The sequence below is a fragment of the Legionella sp. MW5194 genome (assembly GCF_016864235.1).
GTDB lineage: Bacteria > Pseudomonadota > Gammaproteobacteria > Legionellales > Legionellaceae > Legionella_C.
The window spans coordinates 2367845-2388833 of record NZ_CP045732.1 but is presented as its reverse complement, the minus strand read 5'-3'; the positions used below and the strand labels follow the sequence as shown (position 1 = coordinate 2388833).

Here is a 20989-nt window from a genome sequence, read left to right as displayed (position 1 = left end):
TTAACCCACCATGATTTCACGGGCGGCAGGGCGCAGATTGTAATTGGAACTCATGCAATGGCCATAGGCGCCGGTATTGGCGATAAGTAAAATGTCATTTTCTTCGGTGTGTGGAAAAGGACGATCATAACCCAGCGTATCACTCGATTCGCAAATTGGACCCACCACATGGGCAAACCCTGTTTTTTCCTCATGAAGACGGCTTAAATTGACAATCTCATGGTAGGCGCCATACAGAGCAGGCCGCACCAGAGAATTCATCCCGGTTTCAATGCCGATAAAACGCACTTTGCCTTTTTCCTTGCATTGCGTCACTTTAGCCAGAATGGCGCCGCTGTCAGCGACTAAAAAGCGTCCCGGCTCAAGCCAGAAAGACAAATGGTTAAAGCGGGATTTAACGGCCTGTAACGAGGAATCGAGGGCTGCAAGGTCAAAGGGCTGTTGTCCCGGTTTTTCGGCAATGCCGATGCCGCCGCCTAAGTTAATGATTTGCACATCCGGGAATTGACTGATTAATTCCGTCAGCATCAGGGCAGTGGTCTGCCAGAGTTCGGTGGTTAAAATGCCGCTGCCGGAATGGGAATGCAGACCCACCACCTTGATTTGATGCGTTTTAACCAATTCCACTGCGGCTGAGAGATCGCTTTGTGGAATACCGAATTTGGATTCGTTGCCGGCGGTCGAGACGAATTTATGATGACCGGCGCCGCTGCCTGGGTCAATGCGTAGAATAACCGATTGTTTCTTAAACAGTTCAGGCCAGTTTTGCAGGGGGTAAAGGCTATCTACTGTAATATGGCAACGAAGCTTAAAGGCAAACTCGTATTCGAAGCGAGGGGCGAAATTGGGAGTAAATAGAATCCGTTTGGGGTCTATTTCAGGAAACAAGGCCATTAAACACTGAAGTTCGTTAATCGATACGCATTCAAAGCCCAATCCTTTGTCGTAAAAAGTCCGCAGTACATCGGGATGCGGGTTGGCCTTCATGGCATAAAAGAGCATGTCAATGGATTGCATGCTCGCTAATTCATCAGCGCGTGAAGCCAAGGTCGGACGATGATAGACATAGCAGGGGGAATCGGTCTGGGCGATTTGCAGTAATTGCTCGCGCTCGGTTTCCCACCAGGGGGCAGGGCGAAGGGAAGGCTCGCCGAATTCCTCATGCCAGCTTTTGGAATAATAAAAGCTCTGCGGGTTGCTTTCAATCAGCAGATTATGCAGCTTCTGGCGCAATTTTTCAGCCTGTGACTCGTCCACTACAAAAGTTAAATTTAAATCATTGGAGGCTAAGGACATCAGGTAAATTTGTTTGGCTTCAAAGACCTCAAGTGTCGGGCCTAACTGCGGCAATACCGTGCGGATGTGATGACCGACGAGACTGACAGCGCTGCAGGGTTCGATGAGACGGGCACGGCCAAAACAGTTCAAGTCATTGATCAAGGCATCGAGTGTGCGGCGATCCTGCAGTTTGGCATTGCTGTCTAAAGACAGGGTGACGTTGAATTCAGAGGAGGACAGTAAATCCACCGAAAAGCCGTGTTTTTTAAAGGCGGTAAATACATCGGCCAAGAAACCTACCTGCTGCCACATGTTCAGGGTGTCGATGGAGATGAGGATAATGCTGTGCTTAACTTCAATGGCTTTAATGGGCGGCGCATTGTCATCGCTCTCCTTGGAAATGCGCGTACCGGAATGTTCGGGCATGCGGGTGTACTTCACCACCATGGGAATACCGGCTTTGCGTACCGGAGGCAGGCAATTGGGATGCAATACCTTGGCGCCCATGGAGGCAATTTCCTGCGCTTCGTCGTAGTTTAACTGTTTCAGCAGGCGGGCATGAGGCAACTGGTGAGGATTGGCGGTGTAAATGCCGGGCACATCCGTCCAGATTTCACACAGGCTCGCTTCGAGAATGGCAGCCAGAAGGGCGGCGGAGGTGTCGGAGCCGCCACGTCCTAGCAGGACAGTATCGCCCTGTTCATTGGCTGCAAAAAAGCCTTGGGTAATGATGGCTTCTGCACCCGTATCACGCAGCCGCTGGCTAAGCGCCGGGTTCGGGAGGCTGTCGCAGCGTGCAGCGAGGAAATTGATGGAATCGCTCCCCGCAATCGGTGTGGAGACCAGCGCTTCCTTCACATCAAACCAATGGCATCGAATGCCCCTGTTGTTAAGAAAGGCATGACCCAGGCGCGTCATCATGATTTCGCCAAGACTCATGATCTGCGCCCTGGTTTTTGCCGGTGCTTCTCTGAGCAGGGCGACGCCTGTCAATAATTGTTCCAGCTGCGTGAGTTCGCCGGCCAACAGTTCATTCGGAACTCCCAGCGCGTTGGCCAGCTCATAATGGCTGTTACAGATATCGCTGTAGATGGTCTGGTGTTGATTCAGCAACGCGGCGTGGGTGGCCTGTTCCAGCTTGTTGGATATTTGCGTCATGGCAGAGCAGACAATGACCGGCTGAGCACCCTGGTCAATGTGATGCCTGGTAATTTTTGCGATATTGTCCCAGGTTTGCCGGGATGAGACGCTGGTACCGCCAAATTTGGTGATGAGCTGTTGCATAAAATACCCGAACAAAAAAAGAACACGTTAACATGGACTGGACGTCGAATACAAGGGAACGGCGAACGATTGATGATGCCAAATTATCAATCTGTATATAAGGTGTCCACAGTGGGCTTTGAATGGCTACTATCTGATTCTATTGATAAAATTTTCTCTAATTTCATTTGAAAAGCCGTTTAATTCATTTATCATCATCTTGATTTATAACATTTGGGTGCATTTAAAAAAGTAAGGAGTGTGTAGTGAAAGGTATGCAAAAACCCATGAAATCGATTCTTAGTGCTGCCATTCTCAGTGCAATGGCTACCGGAGCTCATGCTGCGGGCTTTTCGCTGTACACAGAAAGCAGCGCAGCGGCAACAGGTAACTTCGCCGCAGGTATCGCTGCCGAAGGTTACGATGCATCGATTGGCTGGTATAACCCTGCGGGGCTTGTGTTGATTCGCGATCAACAGGCTGTTTTTGGTGGCGTTGGTGTATTTCCCGGTGCCAAGTTAAGCGGTAATACAGCGTTTGCTACGGTGATTGCCCCCGGATTGACATCCACTTACAGACAATCATTCAGCGACATTAAGGGAGAAGTTGACGCGTTCGTTCCTTCTTTCCACTATGCGCTGCCCTTAGGCGAAAACGCCACTTTTGGCGTCAGCGTCACGTCGCCCTATGGTCTGGCTACAGACTGGAGCACGTTTTACCCCACGCGTTATGCGGCCACATTTACGGAGTTGATTACTACTAATATTTCTCCACAAATCGGCGGCAGAATCACTGAACATTTTGCTTTAGGGGCCGGGGTTGACCTGCAATACGCCCGCGTGAAATTCAACAGCATTATCGGTGCACCGGCTTTCCTGCAGTTTATCGGTGCAAATCCCATGTTGTTTGATTCTTATTCCTACAACAAGGGGGATTCATTTGGTACTGGTTTCCACGTCGGTGCGTTGGCCATGTTCAATGACAACAACACGCGCATTGGTTTGAACTACCAATCCGTCATGCATCATGAATTCCATGGCTACAGTACATTGACCGGACGTCTGGCTTCTGGCCCGGCTCTGGATAACCATAATGCCTCCTTCACCAGCGACATTCTGTTCAGTAATCCGATTGAGCTGCCCGATGTGGTTACTCTGTCAGGCTTCCATCATCTGAATGATAAAGTCGATTTACTGGCGTCTGTGGTTTACACTGGATGGCATACTGTAAGAAACATTCAATTGAATAACGTCGCAGCCTTCTCTCTGGCACTGGAAAGACAAGTACTGGTCAACTCCACGTCCACTGAGAATTACGACAATGCCTGGCGTTTTGCAGTCGGTGCAAACTACCATGTCAATGATGTCTTTATGATTCGTGTGGGTGGTGGTTATGACGAGACACCAACGCAAGATGCATTCCGTACCATTCGTTTACCGGATGCGGATCGTTGGGCCTTGTCTGTGGGTGCTCATTATCAATGGCGTCCTAACCTGGGTGTGGATGTGGGCTATACCCATCTGTTTGCTGATGATGTGCTCATTAACAAAACAGTCACAGCCGGTCCTGGCAGCACCTTCAACGTCAATGCCACAGGTAAAGCCCGTGCCGATCTCCTGGGCGCGCAGCTGGTCTGGATGATTGATCAACCTGCTCCTGTTCCAGCCGGAAAATAACTCGGCGGAAATAAAAAGCCACGCATTGCGTGGCTTTTTTTTGCTTTTAAACCACTCAGTTTTTGTCTTCGGTAATGATGACTTCGCCCGCATTAATCACGGTAATGGTAAAGCCATTGGCGCTGAGCTTTTTCGGCGTGATATCACCGGTGCTCATGTTCATTTTAAGCCAACCCACTTCAACCGGGTTTGAGGTGTCGGTACCCATTTTGATTAAAGCGCCGCATTGCTTTTGGCTATCGACATAAGGGGCACAAGCGAGTTGAACCAAAGACCACAACAGACTCTTTTTAGTCTTTTTAGGTGTGGGGTAGGGGGATTGTACAGTGCCATTGATGAACGCATTGGATTGATAATTCGTTTGGTTATCGGTCGTCAGATGGCTTGGGGCAGCAAAGGCGATTGCGGTGGTTAAGCCTAAGGTTATTGCCGCTACACCTTTTAATAAAGCATTCACATTTCACTCCTTAGTTGATGAAGTTGTTAATATACAACCAGTTATCGGTTGATTGAGTACTCCAAAACCAACCAACCGATGACACTATAGGCGAAGCTTGCGTGGGACTCAAGCTTTATAGACGGTTAAATAATCGGGCAAAATCTTTGGCAAAATAGGAGATCAGCAAATCAGCCCCCGCCCGTTTAATGGCCATCAAGCTTTCAAGCATAGCCGCCTCTTCCTGAATTAACCCCTGTTGAGCCGCCATTTTCAACATGGAATACTCACCGCTGACCTGGTAGGCACAAAGCGGTATTTCCGGGTAATGCTGCTTTAACAGGTGAATAATATCGAGGTAATTCATCGCCGGTTTAACCATCAGCAGGTCGGCGCCTTCCTCTATATCAAGCGCGGCTTCCCGCAGGGCTTCTGATGAATTGGCAGGATTCATCTGATAGGTTTTACGATCGCCAAATTTCGGAGCACCTTCGGCCGCTTCACGGAAAGGCCCATAAAAACTCGAGCTGTATTTGACAGCGTAACTCAAAATCGCCGTATCCTGAAACCCCTCGCTGTCCAGGGCTTCACGGATGGCGAAAACCATGCCGTCGGTCATGCTGCTTGGCGCCACCCAATCGGCGCCGGCTCTGGCGTGACTCACTGCCTGTTGGCCGAGTAAATACAGGGTCTCGTCATTATCAATCTGCTCGCCATGTACCACGCCGCAGTGGCCATGATCCGTGTATTCGCAAAAACAGACGTCGGTGATTACCAGCATGTCGGGATGACTCTGTTTAATGCTTTGAACAGCGCGCTGAATAATGCCGTCGTCCTTAAGCGAGTCGCTGCCGCGGGCATCCTTGTGGGCTGGAAGACCAAACAGTAAAACGGCAGGCAGACCAAGCGCGCTTAAGCTGTCGAGTTCTTCGGTCAGGGCATGCAGGGGCAGTTGAAATTGGCCGGGCATGCTTTTTATTTCTTTTTTTTGCGGCAGGGTTTCACTGATAAACAGCGGGGCAATGAATTGCCTGGGATGCAGACGGGTTTCCTGCAGCATGTCACGCGCTGCGGCCGTTCTTCTTAATCGTTTAAGCCTTAATGGTAAATGATAAGCTGGTGTAGTCATTCTGAATCCTTTTGATGAGTGTAAAGAAGATCAACGCCGCTGTTGCCACTCAGGCTGGCGCTGACTTGAATACTGAAAAATTTATTTAACAGGTATTTAAGAGTTAACAAATTATTGCTTCCTTGCGAAAAGCCCATGTTATAGCTTAAGTACAGGCGATTAGATAATGATTTTCCAACGACAAAGGACGTCGTGTCCGTTGATTCATTCGTTTTACGATTGTATTCCGTATTATTTTCCACATTGACATCAAAGCCAAGGTTATTTTTCAATTGCTCAAGAAGTTGTGTGCCTTTACTACCGGAATCCAGATTCATGGATGAAATGGCGGCAAGCAGAAGCTGACCACCTGATTTATTGGCCTGGCTTGCGGGCTTGCCCAGGAGGAGCATGGACAGAATATCAGCCTGAGAGAGGTTGGAGGGAATGGAGAAAAGCTGTGTTTTCGGGCGGTTTAAATGGCCGCTGACCTCGATGCCGACTGTGGTTTTGCTGCCGAAATCATAGGATTGCAGGTTTTCTGTATTGAAATCAAACAATCGATTGGAGCCTGCAAAGGAGGCACTGGCATTGTTAAACTGACGAATAGCGCGCACTTTCATGTCGGGATTGTCAATCAGGCTGCCGGTGTAGATGAGCTGACCCTGTTGAATCAGTAAATCCTGGCCATAAGCATGGTATTTTCCATCGCGAACCGTCAATTCGCCGGTTGCTCGCATTGGGCCATCAGGCAGCTGACGCAGTTGCAGGCTGCCTTCCAGGTAACCTTTTAAGCCCTTGATGTCGATGGCCACATCCTGCCCCATGTCCAGGCGCACGTTGCTGTCGATATGCAATGGGTTAGGTTCAGGTTGTTTTTGCCCGGCGAAGACCACATCACTGGATAAACTGGCACTGCTATCGAAGGTATGCGGTTTGATACTGGCTTTAGGGACGAGCAGTTCGCCGCTTAAGGCATAGGAGAAGGGTTTAAAATCAAACGTGAGTTTAGGCGATAATTCCATTTGGTATTCATCCAGATTAAGGATCTGGACATGGTCGCCGTTAAAATGAAGCGAGCCTGTGAAATACGGTGCAAATTGCCCCTGACCTTTGACATGCAGCGGTTGATTGTTGCTGAACAGGGCGCCTTCAATAACCCATCGTTGTTCTTGGGTTTCCATCGTCAGTTCAATGGGATTGAGATGGATCCCTAATTTCGGTAACGCAACCCGGCCATGACTTAACGTCAATTTTCCCTTCACCATCGGACGATGCAGGGGGCCGCGGGCCTGCAAATGAGCCAGCAACTGGCCGGCAGGCTCACTCAGGGCGCTGCTCACCTCGTTTAAAAAATCCAGGGAGTTAATGTTGATGGTCAACTCACTGTCAAGTGTCTGCTGCCGGGTCATGAGATTCGCCCACTCAAATTGCGGTAAAGTGAGTTTGAACGCCGCATTTTTATGCGCATCAATCTTAAACTGGCCTTTGGCCTTCAATTCATGCTTCGTCAATTCTGCCCGTAACTCCCCGCCCTTAAACGCCAGCGGTTGCAGTGCTGGATCCTGGTAATGTCCTTCACCCATCGTAACAACCAGCCGGCCGCTGTCTGCCTTGTTCAGTTCCGCGGTTAGCGACAGGGTGGATGTCAAATCCTTCAGCGCGGGATGCAGTACGGCAGGATTGGGTATGGTGGCCTTGAGCTGCCAGTTGGATAGAGGGGAGCCATTGAGGCTCAGGCGATTGTTAGCCAGAAAGAGGGTTGCGTTCAGCCCCTGGTGTTGATAATTGGCGGTCAGTTTGAGCGGTTTGGTATTGTATTGTGCAGTAAGCGAACCGGTTGCCGTTAAGGAGTTAAAGGTATCGCCTGCAATAGAAGCATCGGCTTTAAGGTGCTGAATCAGCAAATCACTGGGGCTTTCGAGCAGTGAACGCGCAGTCAGGTTGCCCTGGATTTTAGGGCTGCGCTGCCTGTCATAGTTCCCGCTAAATTGCACCTGATGATGAGGGAAAGTAAAGACTCCTTTCGCATCAAGCCGTTCGCTGCCGGTGGTGTGGGCTTTGATGGTCAGGTGGGACGGTAGGGGGGCTGTGAGTTGCGTGTCGACCTGCACGGCCAGTTCAGGGAGATTACCGCGGATAAGCAATTGCCCGTTTGCACTGGTCAGCGGCGGCTGTAGACCGGGAAGCGGCCAGTGCAGCGATTGCCATTGCAGCCGGGTATCCAGTTGCTGGCCGTTTTTCAGCGTACCGGTGAGCTTAAGCGTGCTTAAACCCTGAAACTTCCCGTGCCAGCGGTAAGCGGTGAGATCCCCAGTCATTGCCAGAGAGCCCTTAAGTCCCTCGCCTGGCTTGACCGGACTTAATTCAATCTGGGCTTGTAGCGGGTAAGGGAAACGCGGTTGTGCCCTGGCGGTGATGTGCCATTGATGACTCTGGTAATTAAAGTCAACGCCACTGAATTGCCACTTGTCATTCGACAACGAAGCCTTAAGGCTTACCTGCTTAAGGACCGAGTCGCCGCCGGGATTAGCAATGACCAGACGGTCGATGCGGGCTTGCGTTGCCATGATCGCCACAGGGAATTCAGGAAGTGCGAAGGAACCTTGCCCCGTCTGCGTTGCTGGCCCGGGTTGAATGAGAACTTGTTTCGCTTTAAGGGTCTTAAAAATCAGGCGGTGATGAAAAAGCAACTGCCTGAGCGAGCATCGGAGAGTGACACCCTGACCCTCGATAAGCCGACCTTTGTCTTCATATGTGAATTGACCAATGGTCAACCTGCCGCTTAAATGACCGCTGGCCTGACGAATGTGAAGCTGCCCGGGTAAAAAAGCATGCGTCAGCTTGACTGTCAGGTACAGGCCTGGCGTTGTCGTTGCTAAAAAAACGAGGATGCTGGTCAGCAGCACAAAAGCAAGAAGCAGGCTGTAAATGATTGACCTGCCGAGTTTCTTTACCAAATGCATCATAAATCCGGTCCCATATTGACAACAAAGCGCGGTTTTCTGTCTTTGATGCGGTTAAAGTGGCTGTCCACGGCCTGGGCAATGCCGATTTTAATGGGGCCTACCGGTGAAACCCACATCAAGCCGATGCCCAAGTCATTTTGCAATACCCGCGGGCTTGGATCATACACATCGCCGCTATCAAAAAAGCCGGTAAGATACCAGTGCTCCACCGTTTCCTTTTGGATTTCAAAACCGCCATAGGTGAGAATTTTACCCGGGCCAATGGCATTAAAAGTGAAGGCTTTCAAATTGTCTGATCCCCCAAGTAACAGGGCCAGAGAGAGCGGCAATTGATTCACGTCGTTAATGTCGGTAATTCCCTGCAGGGTGTGAAAGTAAAAGCGGGTGCGGATAAAGGGCAGGGTGATTGCCGCACGGGCATCCACCGAGGCCTGAGCAAAGCTTACTTCCGACAATACCGCGCGGCTGGCGCCCAAGGCGTTAAAGGTGATGTGATAACCCGTCGGTGAAAAGAGTTGGTTGGACGTGTTCTTCCATCCCAGCGTGGCTTTTGGGAAAAAAGTCAGTTTTTCGAGTTTGGGCGCATTGTCATAGTTGAACCGCTCATACAAGCCATTCACCGTGAGCATTCGTTGAAACTGGTCCTTGTTGTGGCGTTGTCCCATGGAAAGCAGCAGGGAATTACTGTAGCCTGCGCCATAATCGAGATTGGACAGGTTGCCGGTGATGTCGTATTCATCGGTCAGCGGATTTTTACCCGGGATGACATACTGAGCCTGCAGCGTATTCTGATTAAAAGAGCCTAAGGCGATGGCATTGAATTTATGACCGGCGCGATTAACAGGCACCACGTGGTAACCTACGCGCCCGCGAATCCCCGTGTCGGTACCAAAGCCCAGGCCCAGCGAGTAATTAATGCGCGCCGCCGCCTTAAGGTAAACATTGACCGGGATGCTGCGGCTGCCGTTCATGTCCGGTTTGGCATTGACCTGACTGAAATAACCACTGCCGGCTAAGCTGTTACTGAGCTCAAGCAATTGTTCGGTGGAATAGGGTTGACCGTAGTCAAAGGGAATGTAACGGCGCAACAACTCCGGTGAAATGTAGGTCGGCTCAAAACGGACATGGCCAAAATAAAACTGCGGGCCGGTATCAAAAACCAGGGTGATGACGGAGGTGTAGCTGGTCTGGTCGATTAGGATTTCAGCCTTTTGAAAATGGGCATGCAGGTAGCCTTCCTGTTCGGCGGCATCAATGAGTAGCTGTTTACTTTCTTCGTATTTTATACTGTTAAGCGGCTTGCCCTGTTGAATCGGTAAATGATGACGTTTTCGCTTGATTTTAGCATTATCAGCCCCCTCTCCCTGCAGTTGAATGGCCAGGCGTGTGACAAGCAGCGGCGGTCCCGGGTTGACATTAATGAGGATGGTTTTGCCGCCGCCTGTGCGGCTGACCTGAATGGAGGGACGCAGGTAGCCGTAAGCGTAAACAGCCTGGGCCACCTGTTTTTCGAGGTTTTCATTGGTGTCGCTGAGCAGCGGTTTGGATTTTGCGTATTCGAGCAGGCGCATCTGAATATTATCCAGCATTTTGCCGCGGACGCCTTTGATTTGAACCTGCTCAGGACCTTTGGCAGCAAAAAGCAGGGTAAGGCTACCTGCGAAAAGTAAAAGGCAAAGCAGTTTTTTCATGGTATGGTCAACGGGCTGGTTACTGAAAAAGACGATTCTTCCAGGTTTTTCAGTGTGTAAATCAAGTCCAGGGCTTCCCGCGCGGACAACTCATCAGGGTTAATTGAGGCCAGCAGCGCCGTGGCTGGTGAGGGAGCGGCCTCAAGCGGCAAGGTGGCAACCGGCGCAGCGGCGTTGTGCGTTGCCTGTTGCAGGTGCTCTTTGGCAATGGCCAGAACAGCCTCCGGCATGCCGGCCAGGCGTGCCACCTCAAGGCCGTAACTGCGGTCGGTGGGGCCTTCTTCAACACGGTACAGAAAGGCAATACGGTTGGCATTCAATGCGGCCTGTAAATGTTTATTGCGAATGCCGGGATAGTGCTCAGGCAGCGTGGTCAATTCAAAATAATGAGTTGAAAACAGCGTGTAGGCTTTGAGGGTGCCGGCCAGGTAAGAGCAGGTGGCATACGCCAGAGCAATGCCATCGTAGGTGCTGGTGCCGCGGCCTATTTCATCAATGAGAACCAGACTGTGGGCGGTCGCCTGCCTTAAGATACGCGCGGTTTCGGTCATTTCCACCATGAAGGTTGAGCGGCCTGAGGCCAGATCATCACTGGCCCCGATGCGGGTAAACAGCTTATCAATGCGGCCAAGGCGTGCTTTTTTGGCAGGAACGAAACTGCCGGTATGGGCCAGCAGAACGATCAGGGCGTTTTGGCGCATAAAGGTGGATTTCCCACCCATGTTCGGGCCAGTGATGAGCCACATGGATTGCTCAGGCTTAAGGCAGAGATCGTTGGCAATGAATTGTTCCTGCAAGACCTGCTCAATGACCGGGTGGCGGCCATCCTGAATGTCAAGCCCCTCGTCGGTGGTCATTTCCGGACAGCACCAGCCGAGGCAGGCGGCACGTTCGGCAAAATTGGTCAAGACGTCCAATTGCGCAATGCCTTGCGCGAGGGTGGTCAATTCCGGCAGGTACTGAAGGATTTCGTCAAGCAGGTTGTCATATAACCATTTCTCGCGAGCCAGGGCTTTCACTCCGGCGGATAAAACTTTTTCTTCAAAGCGTTTCAGTTCCGGCGTGATGTAACGCTCGACATTCTTTAACGTCTGTTTGCGTTGATAATAATCAGGCGCTTTCTCAGCCTGCAAACGGGACAGTTCAATGTAATACCCCTGCACACGATTGTAACCGAATTTTAACGAGGAGAGTCCTGAACGGGCTTTCTCCTGCTGTTCCAGTTCGGCCAATTGACTGTTGGCATTGTCGCTGAGCAACCGGAGTTCATCCAGTTCGTCATCAAAGCCTGTAGCAATCACACCGCCATCGCGAATCAACAGGGGTGGATTATCGGCCAGCGCCTGAGTTAATAAAGCCAGCAATGCCGGTTTCGGCGTCAGATCACTGCGGATTTTGACGCTAAGCGGTGATGAATGGTTGGCTAGAGCGCTGTGAAGATCCTGCAGCAGGCGAAGCGCCTGACGCAATTGGGTCAGGTCGCGGGGTCTTGCGGATTTTAAGGCAATGCGTGAGGCAATGCGTTCAATATCACCGAGCTGGCGCAGGAGGGGCTTTAAGACTGCCTCCTGCCGATTGTGCATTAGTTCTTTCACCGCATGCTGGCGTTCCTGGATGAGCGCATGCTGCCTTAGAGGCCGGCCCAGCCAGCGTTTCAATAAACGGCTGCCCATGGGATTGCTGGTGTGATCGAGCACATCAAGCAGCGTGTTGTCCTGGCCGCCCTGGTAGTTTTCAAATAATTCCAGGTGTTTTTGCGTGGCGGCGTCGACCTGCAGGTAGTCGTCGTTTTTTTCGAGTGTCAATTGTAAAAGGTGGGGAAGAGCTTGCCGTTGGGTGGTGTGCAGGTAGGTTAAGAGGCAACCGGCGGCCGGATAGCTTATCAGGTACTCTTTGCCGGCGATGCCCTCCAGATGGCTGACGGCAAATTGCTCGCAAAGGAGGCGGTAGGCCTGTTGTAAATCAAACTCCCAGGCGGGGCGGGTTTTAACCGGGTAATCGCCCAAACCGCCGTACTGACTTTGTTCGGGAATCAAGATTTCCGCAGGTTGCAAATGGCCTAACGCCGCCTCGAGGGCTGAGTCATCCGCTACCTGCATTAAATGAAAGCGGCCGCCGCTTAAGTCTACCCAGGCAAGGCCGTAATGGGATTTTTGCTGGTAAATGGCTAAAAGCAGCGTGTCGCGGCGGGCTTCAAGCAAGGCCTCGTCAGTGATGGTTCCCGGGGTGACAATACGGGTTACTTCACGCTCTACCGGTCCTTTGCTGGTCGCCGGGTCACCAATCTGCTCACAAATGGCAACCGATTCCCCTTTTTTGAGTAAACGAGCGAGGTAATTCTCTACCGCATGATACGGAACCCCGGCCATGGGAATGGGCTTGTCAGCCGACTGGCCGCGATGGGTCAGGGTCAGATCGAGAAGCTCGGCGGCACGCCGGGCATCGTCAAAAAACAATTCATAAAAATCACCCATACGATAGAACAGCAGCATGTCCGGGTAGTCAGACTTAATGCGTAAATATTGCTGCATCATGGGGGTATGGGTGGCTGACATAGGCAATCCCAAGCGGGTAAATAGTGCGATTTTAGCAAATGCGTCACGGCAAGTCAGTAAAAGCCCGGATGTGCTGTGTATTAATTCAGAGCGGTCTGTAAAAAACAGAATTTTTTTAAGGGCTTATCCCACTCTCAGGGTTTAGAGGCGTAAGCTCAATGTCTTCAGGACTATCGGTATGGTTCACCTCGAATAACCTGTTTTTCATGGTTTTAAAATGGCTTATGGTTTCCTGAATCTCATCGCGCTGTAACAGCGTTTTTTTAATAAAATCAGCCAATTGATATAAAAAGTCGCCGATGGATGGAAAACCGGAAGCTTCCCCTTTCTCCTTTTTATCAATAATGGCCTGGGATGCAGGTGAAAAATGAACACGGTTTGCCTGTAAAAGCCGCAAAATGGAAATGTCGGTTTGGGCAACCAGGCCGGGACTTAGCCTAAGGGCTTCAAAGATCAGGTCCTGATGCTCGGGGAGTTTATAAATTTCTTCGATAAAAAATTGAACCATGGGCAGTTGATTGGAACGAATGGCCTGCAGCAAATGGGTCAATAACAGCGTTTCATCCACGAGACCGGGTACTCTTTTTAACTGTTGGCAAAGAAGGTTGACGCAGGCTAAGGATTTACTGCGCAGGGCTGCCGTGATGGCATGGCCTGTAAGAAGGGCTTGCGCAATGTCTTGTTCACTTAACTCTGGTGCGCCTTCATTCTGGTAGGCGTCAAGCAGGCGCTGCAGAATATCGGGATTACCGCCGGCAGCGGCATGATGAAGGAAAGTGGCGGCATTACCCCGCATCAGGATAATGTCTCTGAAGCAGTCATTGCCATTGTCATCTTCCAGGAGACAATCCAGGGCTTCTTTACGACCTTCACACAGGGCTTCCTTGAAAATGTCAGGGATTCGGCGAATGTCTTGCTCTTTTTTTAGCTGCGCAAGGAAGAGGGGCAATACCTGAGTGGCATTCACCGAGGCGGCTACAATAGAGGCGGTCACTGCATGCCTGTCATTGCTTAGTCCTTTGTCATGCAGGATCTTGACCGCCGCTTTATTGTCCAGAAGGATGGCCCAAAACAGGTTGGTAATTCCATAGTCGCCGGCGCTGCTTAATGCCGTCTGGTCGGTCGTGAGGTATTTTTTAAATAATTCGCCTATGTCGGGAAAAGGCCTTGGGGTGTTATGTCGTTCAGGATGCCTAATCACCTGAACATGTAAACCTAAAGGGCCATACAGCTCAAGCGGTACGGCAAGGGGGCTCAGCATTTCGCTTAGATCAAATGGATCGGTGACCAGGCCCAGCATGCCGGTGTAGCGGAACACATTAAAATGCAGTTCATGAATGACATCCTTTTCACTCTGGAATGCTTTAAACCCTTCGCGGTAATTAGGGTCATAAACGATGTATTTGCCTTCTTTTTTACTGATGGACGCGGCATGATTGACGCTGCGGATAATCATGGCTTCGTCGTCTCTCAATGCAAGGTCTTTTAAAATTTGAATCCAGTGTGTGTCGCTGGTGGTCATGGCCAATTCAAACGACGGCATAAGTGGCTTGCCGGCAATCTCAAGGGTGGTAATGCTCTGCAATTGAGTGGCTGTTTTATCATACTCTTCCGGCATGAAGCTTTTAGCCACTTGTTTGGCGAAAAGATGAATTTCTTCATTCCATTCGCTTGTTGCAGGCAGGTTGGCAATGGAATTTAACAGAGCCTGAAATTTTCCCACCTGCCCCTGCAACGCGTATTTAACGTACACGGCGGCCAAGCCATTGCAAATCCCTTCCCTGTTCATCCGCATGGGATTGTTATGCCAGTCAAGGTAGCGGTTAAGATGACGAATAATGTTGCCTTGATGAGTGGCAGGATGCATGGGTTACCTTTGAAGAATACCTGTTCACAAATGCGTGATTGGTTTTTATTTGATCATCTGGCGCCATTTTAATTCTTTATGATTAACTAAAGCTTAATTGATGGAAAAATTGCAAAAAACTGATCCGAATTTGGCCAATCCTGGCAGTCCTTGGCGTTATCGCTTCAGTGAATGCATGCTGCGGAGCAAGGCGGTAATCAGGCTATTTTAAAATCGTGCTGTGCAAAGAATTCCGTATTGGCCTGCTAACGGTTTAAGGAATCAATCCAGAATCAACATATTTGCGGCAAATCAACGCTAACTTCTTCACTTAAGATAAATTTTTGTTAGACTATAGCTGGTGATCTAGAATAACAATAATGTTAAAAACACGGAGAATAACTATGAAACGTTTAGCCCTTTTGGCTGTATCTTCATTCCTGGCTGTCTTATTGACTGCGTGCGGTGATAACGCTGAGAAAAAAGCCGAAGACAATGCCGCGACCAATGTTGAGCAAACCACCACAACCACGCCTGCGCCAGCGCCTGCTGATCAAAACAACAATCAAACCACCACGACTCCGACTGACAATAACGCGGCTACTGATGCCTCCAAGCCTGAGTAATGGTATGTAAGGATGAGAAGCCCCGCAACCATGCGGGGTTTTTTTTAAGGCATAGAGAACATGAATGAAGTCATAGAGCCTTTGCTGAAATCCCTCACTACCTTGCTGCAAGAAAAAAAAATAATCATTGCCACGGCGGAGTCCTGTACCGGCGGATTGATTGCCTCGCTGCTGACGGAACTGCCGGGAAGTTCGGCCTGGTTTGATCGGGGGTTTGTTACTTACAGCAACGAGGCCAAACAGGAGTTGCTGGGTGTTGAAGCCGGTTTGCTGGCCCAATACGGTGCGGTCAGCCTGCAAACCGCAGAAGCCATGGCGGCCGGTGCCTTGAAGCACAGTCATGCCCATGTCGCCCTTGCAGTCACCGGCATTGCCGGACCGGATGGGGGTACCGAAGCCAAGCCGGTAGGGACGGTTTGTTTTGCCTTTGCTGAGCGCAATGGCCTGATGCAATCCCGCTCCTGCCTTTACTCGCCGTCTTCCCGCAGTCAGATTCGTTTTCTGTCCTGTATCGAGGCTCTGCATGGCATGATTTTTTTGTTGAATCAAGCCTATCCCGAAGCGTAATTGCGACGTTTGCTGCAAGTGGCCATCTGTGTGATAATTTGCCCTTTGAATACTAGGTGATGAACTATGGAAGAGAATAAACAAAAAGCGCTGAGCGCTGCACTGGCTCAAATTGAACGCCAGTTCGGCAAGGGCTCGGTCATGCGCATGGGCGACAGCAGTGCAGAGCGGGACATCGAGGCGATTTCCACCGGCTCGTTGGGTCTGGATATTGCTCTTGGCATCGGTGGTCTGCCGAAAGGGCGTATTGTTGAAATTTACGGCCCGGAATCATCCGGTAAAACCACGCTGACGCTGCAAGTCATTGCCGAGTGCCAGAAAATGGGCGGTACCGCCGCGTTTGTCGATGCGGAACATGCCCTGGATCCGAGCTATGCCGCCAAATTAGGCGTCAATGTCGATGAGCTTCTGGTTTCCCAACCGGATACCGGGGAGCAGGCACTGGAAATCACGGACATGCTGGTTCGTTCGGCGGCTGTGGATGTCATCATCATCGACTCGGTTGCCGCTTTAACGCCCAAGGCAGAGATTGAGGGCGAAATGGGGGATGCCCATGTCGGTTTGCAGGCGCGTTTGATGTCGCAGGCGCTGCGTAAACTGACCGCCAATATTAAACGCTCCAATACCCTGGTGATTTTCATCAACCAGATCCGCATGAAGATCGGTGTGATGTTCGGTAATCCTGAAACCACCACAGGCGGTAATGCATTAAAATTCTATTCTTCCGTTCGCCTTGATATTCGCCGCGTCGGCTCCATTAAAAAGGGAGAAGAGGTGCTTGGCAGCGAGACACGCGTTAAGGTGGTTAAAAATAAAGTGGCTCCGCCTTTCCGCACCACTGATTTTGATATTCTTTACAATGAAGGGATTTCCCGTGAGAGTGAAATCATCAATCTCGGCACGCAATTGGGTCTGATTGAAAAATCAGGGGCCTGGTACAGCTACAAGCAGGAAAAAATTGGCCAGGGCAAAGACAACGTTCGCGTTTATCTGAAAGAGAATCCTGCCATTGCCAAGACCCTGGAGCAGCAAATTCGGGCTGAACTGCTGGAGAAGAAACTGCCGGTTGCTGCCGTGGAAGAAGAGGTTGAGACGGTCGATGACTAAGGCGTTCGACTGTGCTTTGCGCCTGCTGGCCAGGCGGGAGCACAGTGCGCAGGAGTTGGTTGGCAAGTTGATTCAGAAGGCGTACAGCCGGGAAGAAGCAGAAGAAGCGCTTCGTGTGTGTCAACACCGGCAGTTGCAAAGCGATGCCCGTTTTTCCGAGCATTTATGCCGCACCCGAATCAATCAAGGGTACGGCCCTTTGCGCATTCGCCAGGAACTGGAAGCGCAGCGGGTCAGTGAGGACATCATTGCCCAGGTGTTGGCAGAAGAAGAGGGTAATTGGCCAGACCATGCTCAGGCTGTCTGGCTGAAAAAATTTAAGGCCCAGAGGCCTGCCTCGTTAGCTGAGCTTAAAAAGCAGCAGCGATTTTTACTGTACCGTGGATTCCCTGGCGATATGATCGCTCGAGTTTTTAAAGATAATTTAAACGTTGTGAGAGCATGAAAAGTTCAGACATTAGAAAAGCATTTATTGAGTATTTTTCTCAACGAGGTCATCAGGCTGTGGCGTCGAGTTCACTGGTACCCGGTAATGATCCCACCCTGTTATTTACCAATGCCGGCATGGTGCAGTTCAAAGACACCTTCTTGGGCCTCGAGCCGCGCCCGTATACGCGGGCGGTGAGTTCACAACGGTGTGTACGGGCGGGGGGTAAACACAATGACCTCGAAAATGTCGGTTACACGGCCAGACACCATACTTTTTTTGAAATGCTTGGCAATTTCAGTTTTGGCGATTATTTCAAGCGCGAAGCCATTCGCTATGCCTGGGAATTTCTTACCGGGGTGTTAAAGCTTCCCGCAGAAAAACTCTGGGTGACCGTGTTTGAAGACGACGATGAGGCGGCGGACATCTGGTTAAAGGAAATGGGAGTATCGCCGGAGCGCTTTTCACGGTGCGGTGAGAAGGATAATTTCTGGTCCATGGGCGATACTGGACCCTGCGGCCCCTGCACTGAAATTTTTTATGATCATGGACCATCCATTCCAGGCGGCCCGCCTGGCAGCCCCGATGCTGACGGCGACCGCTACATTGAAATCTGGAATCTGGTTTTCATGCAATACAACCGCGATAAACAGGGCGAATTGCATCCTCTGCCGAAGCCTTCGGTGGATACCGGCATGGGGCTTGAGCGCATTGCCGCTGTGGTGCAGGGCGTTCACACCAATTATGAAATCGACAGTTTCCAGCATATCATCTGCGCCATACAAAAATTAACGCCGACAACCGAAACCACTCACCCATCACTTAAAGTGATTGCCGATCACATTCGCGCCTGTTCATTCCTGATTGCCGATGGGGTTTTGCCCGGTAATGAAGGACGGGGTTATGTGTTAAGACGCATTATTCGCCGTGCGGTTCGGCATGGGAATAAACTGGGTTTGCAATCGCCCTTTTTCTCAAGCCTGGTGGTGCCATTAATTGATGTAATGGGCGATGCCTACCCCGAACTGATTGACAAACGCGAAACCATCGAGCGCGTTCTTGCTCAGGAAGAAAATCAGTTTGCCCGGACGCTTGAGCAGGGGTTGCGTTTGCTGAAGGAGCAGATTCAAACCATGGATGGCCGTGAAATTAATGGGGAGGTTGCCTTTAAGCTCTATGATACTTACGGCTTCCCTCTGGACTTGACTCAGGACATTGCCCGCGAGCAGGATTTGACGGTGGACATTGAAGAATTTAATCGCTGCATGCAACAGCAGCGGGAGCAATCCCAGTCAGCGAGCCAGTTCACCACCGATTATTCTCAATCACCCACACTGAAGGAAACCTCCGTCTTTCACGGATACGATGTGGAGGCAATGGCCAGCACAGTGACAGCTTTGTTAAGCGAAGGCAAGGCAACCGATGTGCTGGTGGCGGGAATGAAAGGGGCCATTGCGCTGGCGGCCACACCGTTCTATGCTGAAAGCGGTGGCCAGGTGGGTGACAAAGGTCAGTTATTCAGCCCCGATGCCTTGTTTCAGGTGGATGACACGCAGCGAGTCGGCCAAGCCATTGTCCATTACGGCGAGGTTCTCAAAGGGCGGTTTGTTGTAGGGCAGGCGATTGAAGCCAGGGTGGATTCTGTTCGTCGCGGCGCCATTCGTTTAAATCACACTGCCACCCATTTATTGCATGCCGCATTAAAGCAGATCATTGGCGGTCATGTGCAGCAGAAAGGTTCCCTGGTTGATGCGGAACGGGCGCGGTTTGATTTTTCTCATTATGAAGCATTGACGGCAGAACAAATTCATCAGATCGAATGCCTGGTGAATGAGCAAATCCGTGCTAATCATCCCGTAGTGACGGAATTAATGGATGTGGAGAAGGCCAGGAACAGTGGGGCGGTGGCCTTGTTTGGTGAAAAATACAGTGATGAAGTCAGGGTGCTGTCATTGGGTGAATTTTCCAAAGAGCTCTGCGGCGGTACGCATGCCATCCGGACAGGTGATATCGGTCTTTTCAAGATCATAGCGGAATACGGGATTGCCAGCGGCATTCGCCGCATTGAAATGATGACCGGTGGTTATGCCTTGAACTGGATTAACAGTCAGCTAGAGAGTCTGGATGAAGTGGCCAGAAAATTAAAAACCACAACACCACAGGCGGTTGAAAAACTCTCGCAATTGCTAAATGAGACGCGGCAACAGGAGAAGGAATTGACCCGCCTGCAAGCGAAGTTGGCTGCAAAATCCGGTGACGATCTGTTGTCAGAGGCAGTAAAAATCGGCAAAGTGAATTTGCTGGTTAAAAAACTGGACAATGCCGACAGCCAGGGCTTACGAACAACCCTGGATCAATTGAAATCCAAATTGGATAATGCCGTCATCCTCCTGTACGCCATTGATCAGAATAAAATGAATGTGGTGGCAGGGATTAGTAAAAATCTGATAGGCCAGGTGCCCAGTGCCGGCTTACTGGTCAAGCACTTGTGCGGCAAAGGCGGCGGCCGTGACGACATGGCGCAGGGAGGCGGCCTGGTTCCGGATGATTTGACAGCTAAACTGGCAGAAATCCAAAACATGGTAGGGGATGCTGAGAAATCAGCTACTCTTTAACCTGTCTGGCCATTTTATGCATTAAAATGGCCGTGTATGCACGAAAGGGAATTGATGATGCGTTTTTTCAGTGAATTTAAAGAATTTGCCATGCGCGGCAACGTGGTTGATTTGGCCGTTGCGGTGGTTATTGGTGCTGCTTTCGGAAAAATTGTTTCCTCACTGGTGGATGGCATCATTATGCCCCTCATCGGTTTGCTGCTGGGTGGTGTTAATGTCGCGAATAAATCCTTTCACATTGGGGATGCGGTGCTCAAGTGGGGGGCCTTTTTACAAACCGTCATTGATTTTACCCTCATCGCCTTTGCCATTTTCGTGGTGATTAAGCTCATCAATTTATTGCAGAAAAAAAAGGACGAGGCCCCGGAAAAGTTGAGTCGGGAGGCGGCCATTTTAATTGAAATCCGGGATTTGCTAAGCCAAAAGGAGACACGTTCCACGGATTGACTGAGGATCGTTCGTTTTTACCCACTCTGCAAGCCTTGAAGTTCTCCGGCTGATGCGCAACGGACGTTCTCTCAGGATGTCTCTCTACGAGTAGAGGGTCAGTTTATTCTTCTCCCCGTTCAACGATCCCCTTGCTTCTTTGCTATACTTTACAATGTGTTCACTGATAGGAAATTATCATGGCTGAACTACTTAATTTAATCGCACTGATTATTATCGCCGGTGTGTTGATGTGGCTTGTCAATGTCTTTATCCCCATGCCAGGGGCGATTAAAACCCTGCTTAATGTATTGGTGTTGATTGTATTAATTCTTTATATCTTACAATTTTTTGGTTTAATCCATACCGTTTTGCCAACAATTCGGCTATTCCGTTAGC

The 20989-nt window shown here is 50.4% G+C and carries 15 protein-coding genes; 8 read left to right on the top strand and 7 right to left on the bottom strand.

From position 1 onward, the window contains the following. The gene (locus GH742_RS10990) at positions 1–2562 is read right to left on the bottom strand and encodes a bifunctional aspartate kinase/diaminopimelate decarboxylase (RefSeq protein ID WP_203455004.1); all 2562 of its coding nucleotides are present in this window, start codon (positions 2560–2562) and stop codon (positions 1–3) included. Positions 2563–2807: 245 nt separating this feature from the next. Between GH742_RS10990 and GH742_RS10985 the strand changes: the two genes are divergently transcribed. After that, positions 2808–4217: an OmpP1/FadL family transporter gene (locus GH742_RS10985; RefSeq protein WP_203455003.1), complete on the top strand. Its 1410-nt coding sequence runs from the start codon at positions 2808–2810 to the stop codon at positions 4215–4217. 55 nt (positions 4218–4272) lie between these two features. Here the strand turns inward: GH742_RS10985 and GH742_RS10980 are convergent, their stop codons facing one another. The 6 genes from GH742_RS10980 to GH742_RS10955 form a co-directional block, all read right to left on the bottom strand. Next, positions 4273–4674: a hypothetical protein gene (locus tag GH742_RS10980; protein WP_203455002.1), complete on the bottom strand. Its 402-nt coding sequence runs from the start codon at positions 4672–4674 to the stop codon at positions 4273–4275. A 115-nt stretch (positions 4675–4789) separates the two neighbouring features. Continuing rightward, positions 4790–5782 carry a porphobilinogen synthase gene (gene hemB / locus GH742_RS10975; RefSeq protein ID WP_203455001.1) on the bottom strand — a complete coding sequence of 331 codons (993 nt, stop codon included), beginning with the start codon at positions 5780–5782 and terminating at the stop codon, positions 4790–4792. Then, the gene (locus tag GH742_RS10970) at positions 5779–8730 is read right to left on the bottom strand and encodes a translocation/assembly module TamB domain-containing protein (RefSeq protein WP_203455000.1); all 2952 of its coding nucleotides are present in this window, start codon (positions 8728–8730) and stop codon (positions 5779–5781) included. The genes hemB and GH742_RS10970 overlap by 4 nt, the downstream gene beginning before the upstream one ends. Beyond that, positions 8727–10421 carry an autotransporter assembly complex family protein gene (locus GH742_RS10965; RefSeq protein ID WP_203454999.1) on the bottom strand — a complete coding sequence of 565 codons (1695 nt, stop codon included), beginning with the start codon at positions 10419–10421 and terminating at the stop codon, positions 8727–8729. Before GH742_RS10965 ends, GH742_RS10970 begins: the two co-directional genes overlap by 4 nt. Further along, entirely contained in the window at positions 10418–12976 is a 2559-nt protein-coding gene (gene mutS / locus GH742_RS10960) for a DNA mismatch repair protein MutS (protein ID WP_203454998.1), read from the bottom strand. Before mutS ends, GH742_RS10965 begins: the two co-directional genes overlap by 4 nt. A 115-nt stretch (positions 12977–13091) precedes the next feature. After that, entirely contained in the window at positions 13092–14843 is a 1752-nt protein-coding gene (locus GH742_RS10955; protein WP_203454997.1) for a hypothetical protein, read from the bottom strand. A gap of 383 nt (positions 14844–15226) precedes the next feature. Here GH742_RS10955 and GH742_RS10950 point away from each other — a divergent pair, with 383 nt between their 5' ends. The 7 genes from GH742_RS10950 to GH742_RS10920 all read left to right on the top strand — a co-directional run bounded on the left by GH742_RS10950 (position 15227) and on the right by GH742_RS10920 (position 20988). Beyond that, entirely contained in the window at positions 15227–15448 is a 222-nt protein-coding gene (locus GH742_RS10950) for a hypothetical protein (protein WP_108290373.1), read from the top strand. A 60-nt stretch (positions 15449–15508) separates the two neighbouring features. Next, on the top strand, positions 15509–16015 hold the full coding sequence (locus GH742_RS10945; RefSeq protein ID WP_203454996.1) for a CinA family protein: 507 nt from the start codon (positions 15509–15511) through the stop codon (positions 16013–16015). A 66-nt stretch (positions 16016–16081) separates the two neighbouring features. Continuing rightward, a complete protein-coding gene (gene recA, locus GH742_RS10940) occupies positions 16082–17122 on the top strand; it encodes a recombinase RecA (RefSeq protein ID WP_203454995.1) in 1041 nt (346 codons plus the stop codon). After that, positions 17115–17567 (top strand): recombination regulator RecX, encoded by a 453-nt coding sequence (gene recX, locus GH742_RS10935; protein WP_203454994.1) that lies wholly within the window; start codon positions 17115–17117, stop codon positions 17565–17567. Before recA ends, recX begins: the two co-directional genes overlap by 8 nt. Next, on the top strand, positions 17564–20164 hold the full coding sequence (gene alaS / locus GH742_RS10930; protein ID WP_203454993.1) for an alanine--tRNA ligase: 2601 nt from the start codon (positions 17564–17566) through the stop codon (positions 20162–20164). The genes recX and alaS overlap by 4 nt, the downstream gene beginning before the upstream one ends. Positions 20165–20221: 57 nt before the next feature. Then, positions 20222–20611 carry a large-conductance mechanosensitive channel protein MscL gene (gene mscL, locus GH742_RS10925; RefSeq protein ID WP_203456923.1) on the top strand — a complete coding sequence of 130 codons (390 nt, stop codon included), beginning with the start codon at positions 20222–20224 and terminating at the stop codon, positions 20609–20611. Positions 20612–20790: 179 nt separating this feature from the next. Next, positions 20791–20988, top strand: coding sequence for a Thivi_2564 family membrane protein (locus GH742_RS10920; protein ID WP_203454992.1), 198 nt, complete (start codon positions 20791–20793; stop codon positions 20986–20988). Position 20989: the final 1 nt, after the last annotated feature.

What these genes read in the sequence shown, in the direction of transcription:
- GH742_RS10990 (WP_203455004.1), bottom strand. Translation starts at nt 2,562, where the DNA reads ATGCAACAGCTCATCACCAAATTTGGCGGTACCAGCGTCTCATCCCGG.
- hemB (WP_203455001.1), bottom strand. Translation starts at nt 5,782, where the DNA reads ATGACTACACCAGCTTATCATTTACCATTAAGGCTTAAACGATTAAGA.
- GH742_RS10970 (WP_203455000.1), bottom strand. Translation starts at nt 8,730, where the DNA reads ATGATGCATTTGGTAAAGAAACTCGGCAGGTCAATCATTTACAGCCTG.
- GH742_RS10965 (WP_203454999.1), bottom strand. Translation starts at nt 10,421, where the DNA reads ATGAAAAAACTGCTTTGCCTTTTACTTTTCGCAGGTAGCCTTACCCTG.
- mutS (WP_203454998.1), bottom strand. Translation starts at nt 12,976, where the DNA reads ATGTCAGCCACCCATACCCCCATGATGCAGCAATATTTACGCATTAAG.
- GH742_RS10955 (WP_203454997.1), bottom strand. Translation starts at nt 14,843, where the DNA reads ATGCATCCTGCCACTCATCAAGGCAACATTATTCGTCATCTTAACCGC.
- GH742_RS10950 (WP_108290373.1), top strand. Translation starts at nt 15,227, where the DNA reads ATGAAACGTTTAGCCCTTTTGGCTGTATCTTCATTCCTGGCTGTCTTA.
- GH742_RS10945 (WP_203454996.1), top strand. Translation starts at nt 15,509, where the DNA reads ATGAATGAAGTCATAGAGCCTTTGCTGAAATCCCTCACTACCTTGCTG.
- recA (WP_203454995.1), top strand. Translation starts at nt 16,082, where the DNA reads ATGGAAGAGAATAAACAAAAAGCGCTGAGCGCTGCACTGGCTCAAATT.
- recX (WP_203454994.1), top strand. Translation starts at nt 17,115, where the DNA reads ATGACTAAGGCGTTCGACTGTGCTTTGCGCCTGCTGGCCAGGCGGGAG.
- alaS (WP_203454993.1), top strand. Translation starts at nt 17,564, where the DNA reads ATGAAAAGTTCAGACATTAGAAAAGCATTTATTGAGTATTTTTCTCAA.
- mscL (WP_203456923.1), top strand. Translation starts at nt 20,222, where the DNA reads ATGCGTTTTTTCAGTGAATTTAAAGAATTTGCCATGCGCGGCAACGTG.
- GH742_RS10920 (WP_203454992.1), top strand. Translation starts at nt 20,791, where the DNA reads ATGGCTGAACTACTTAATTTAATCGCACTGATTATTATCGCCGGTGTG.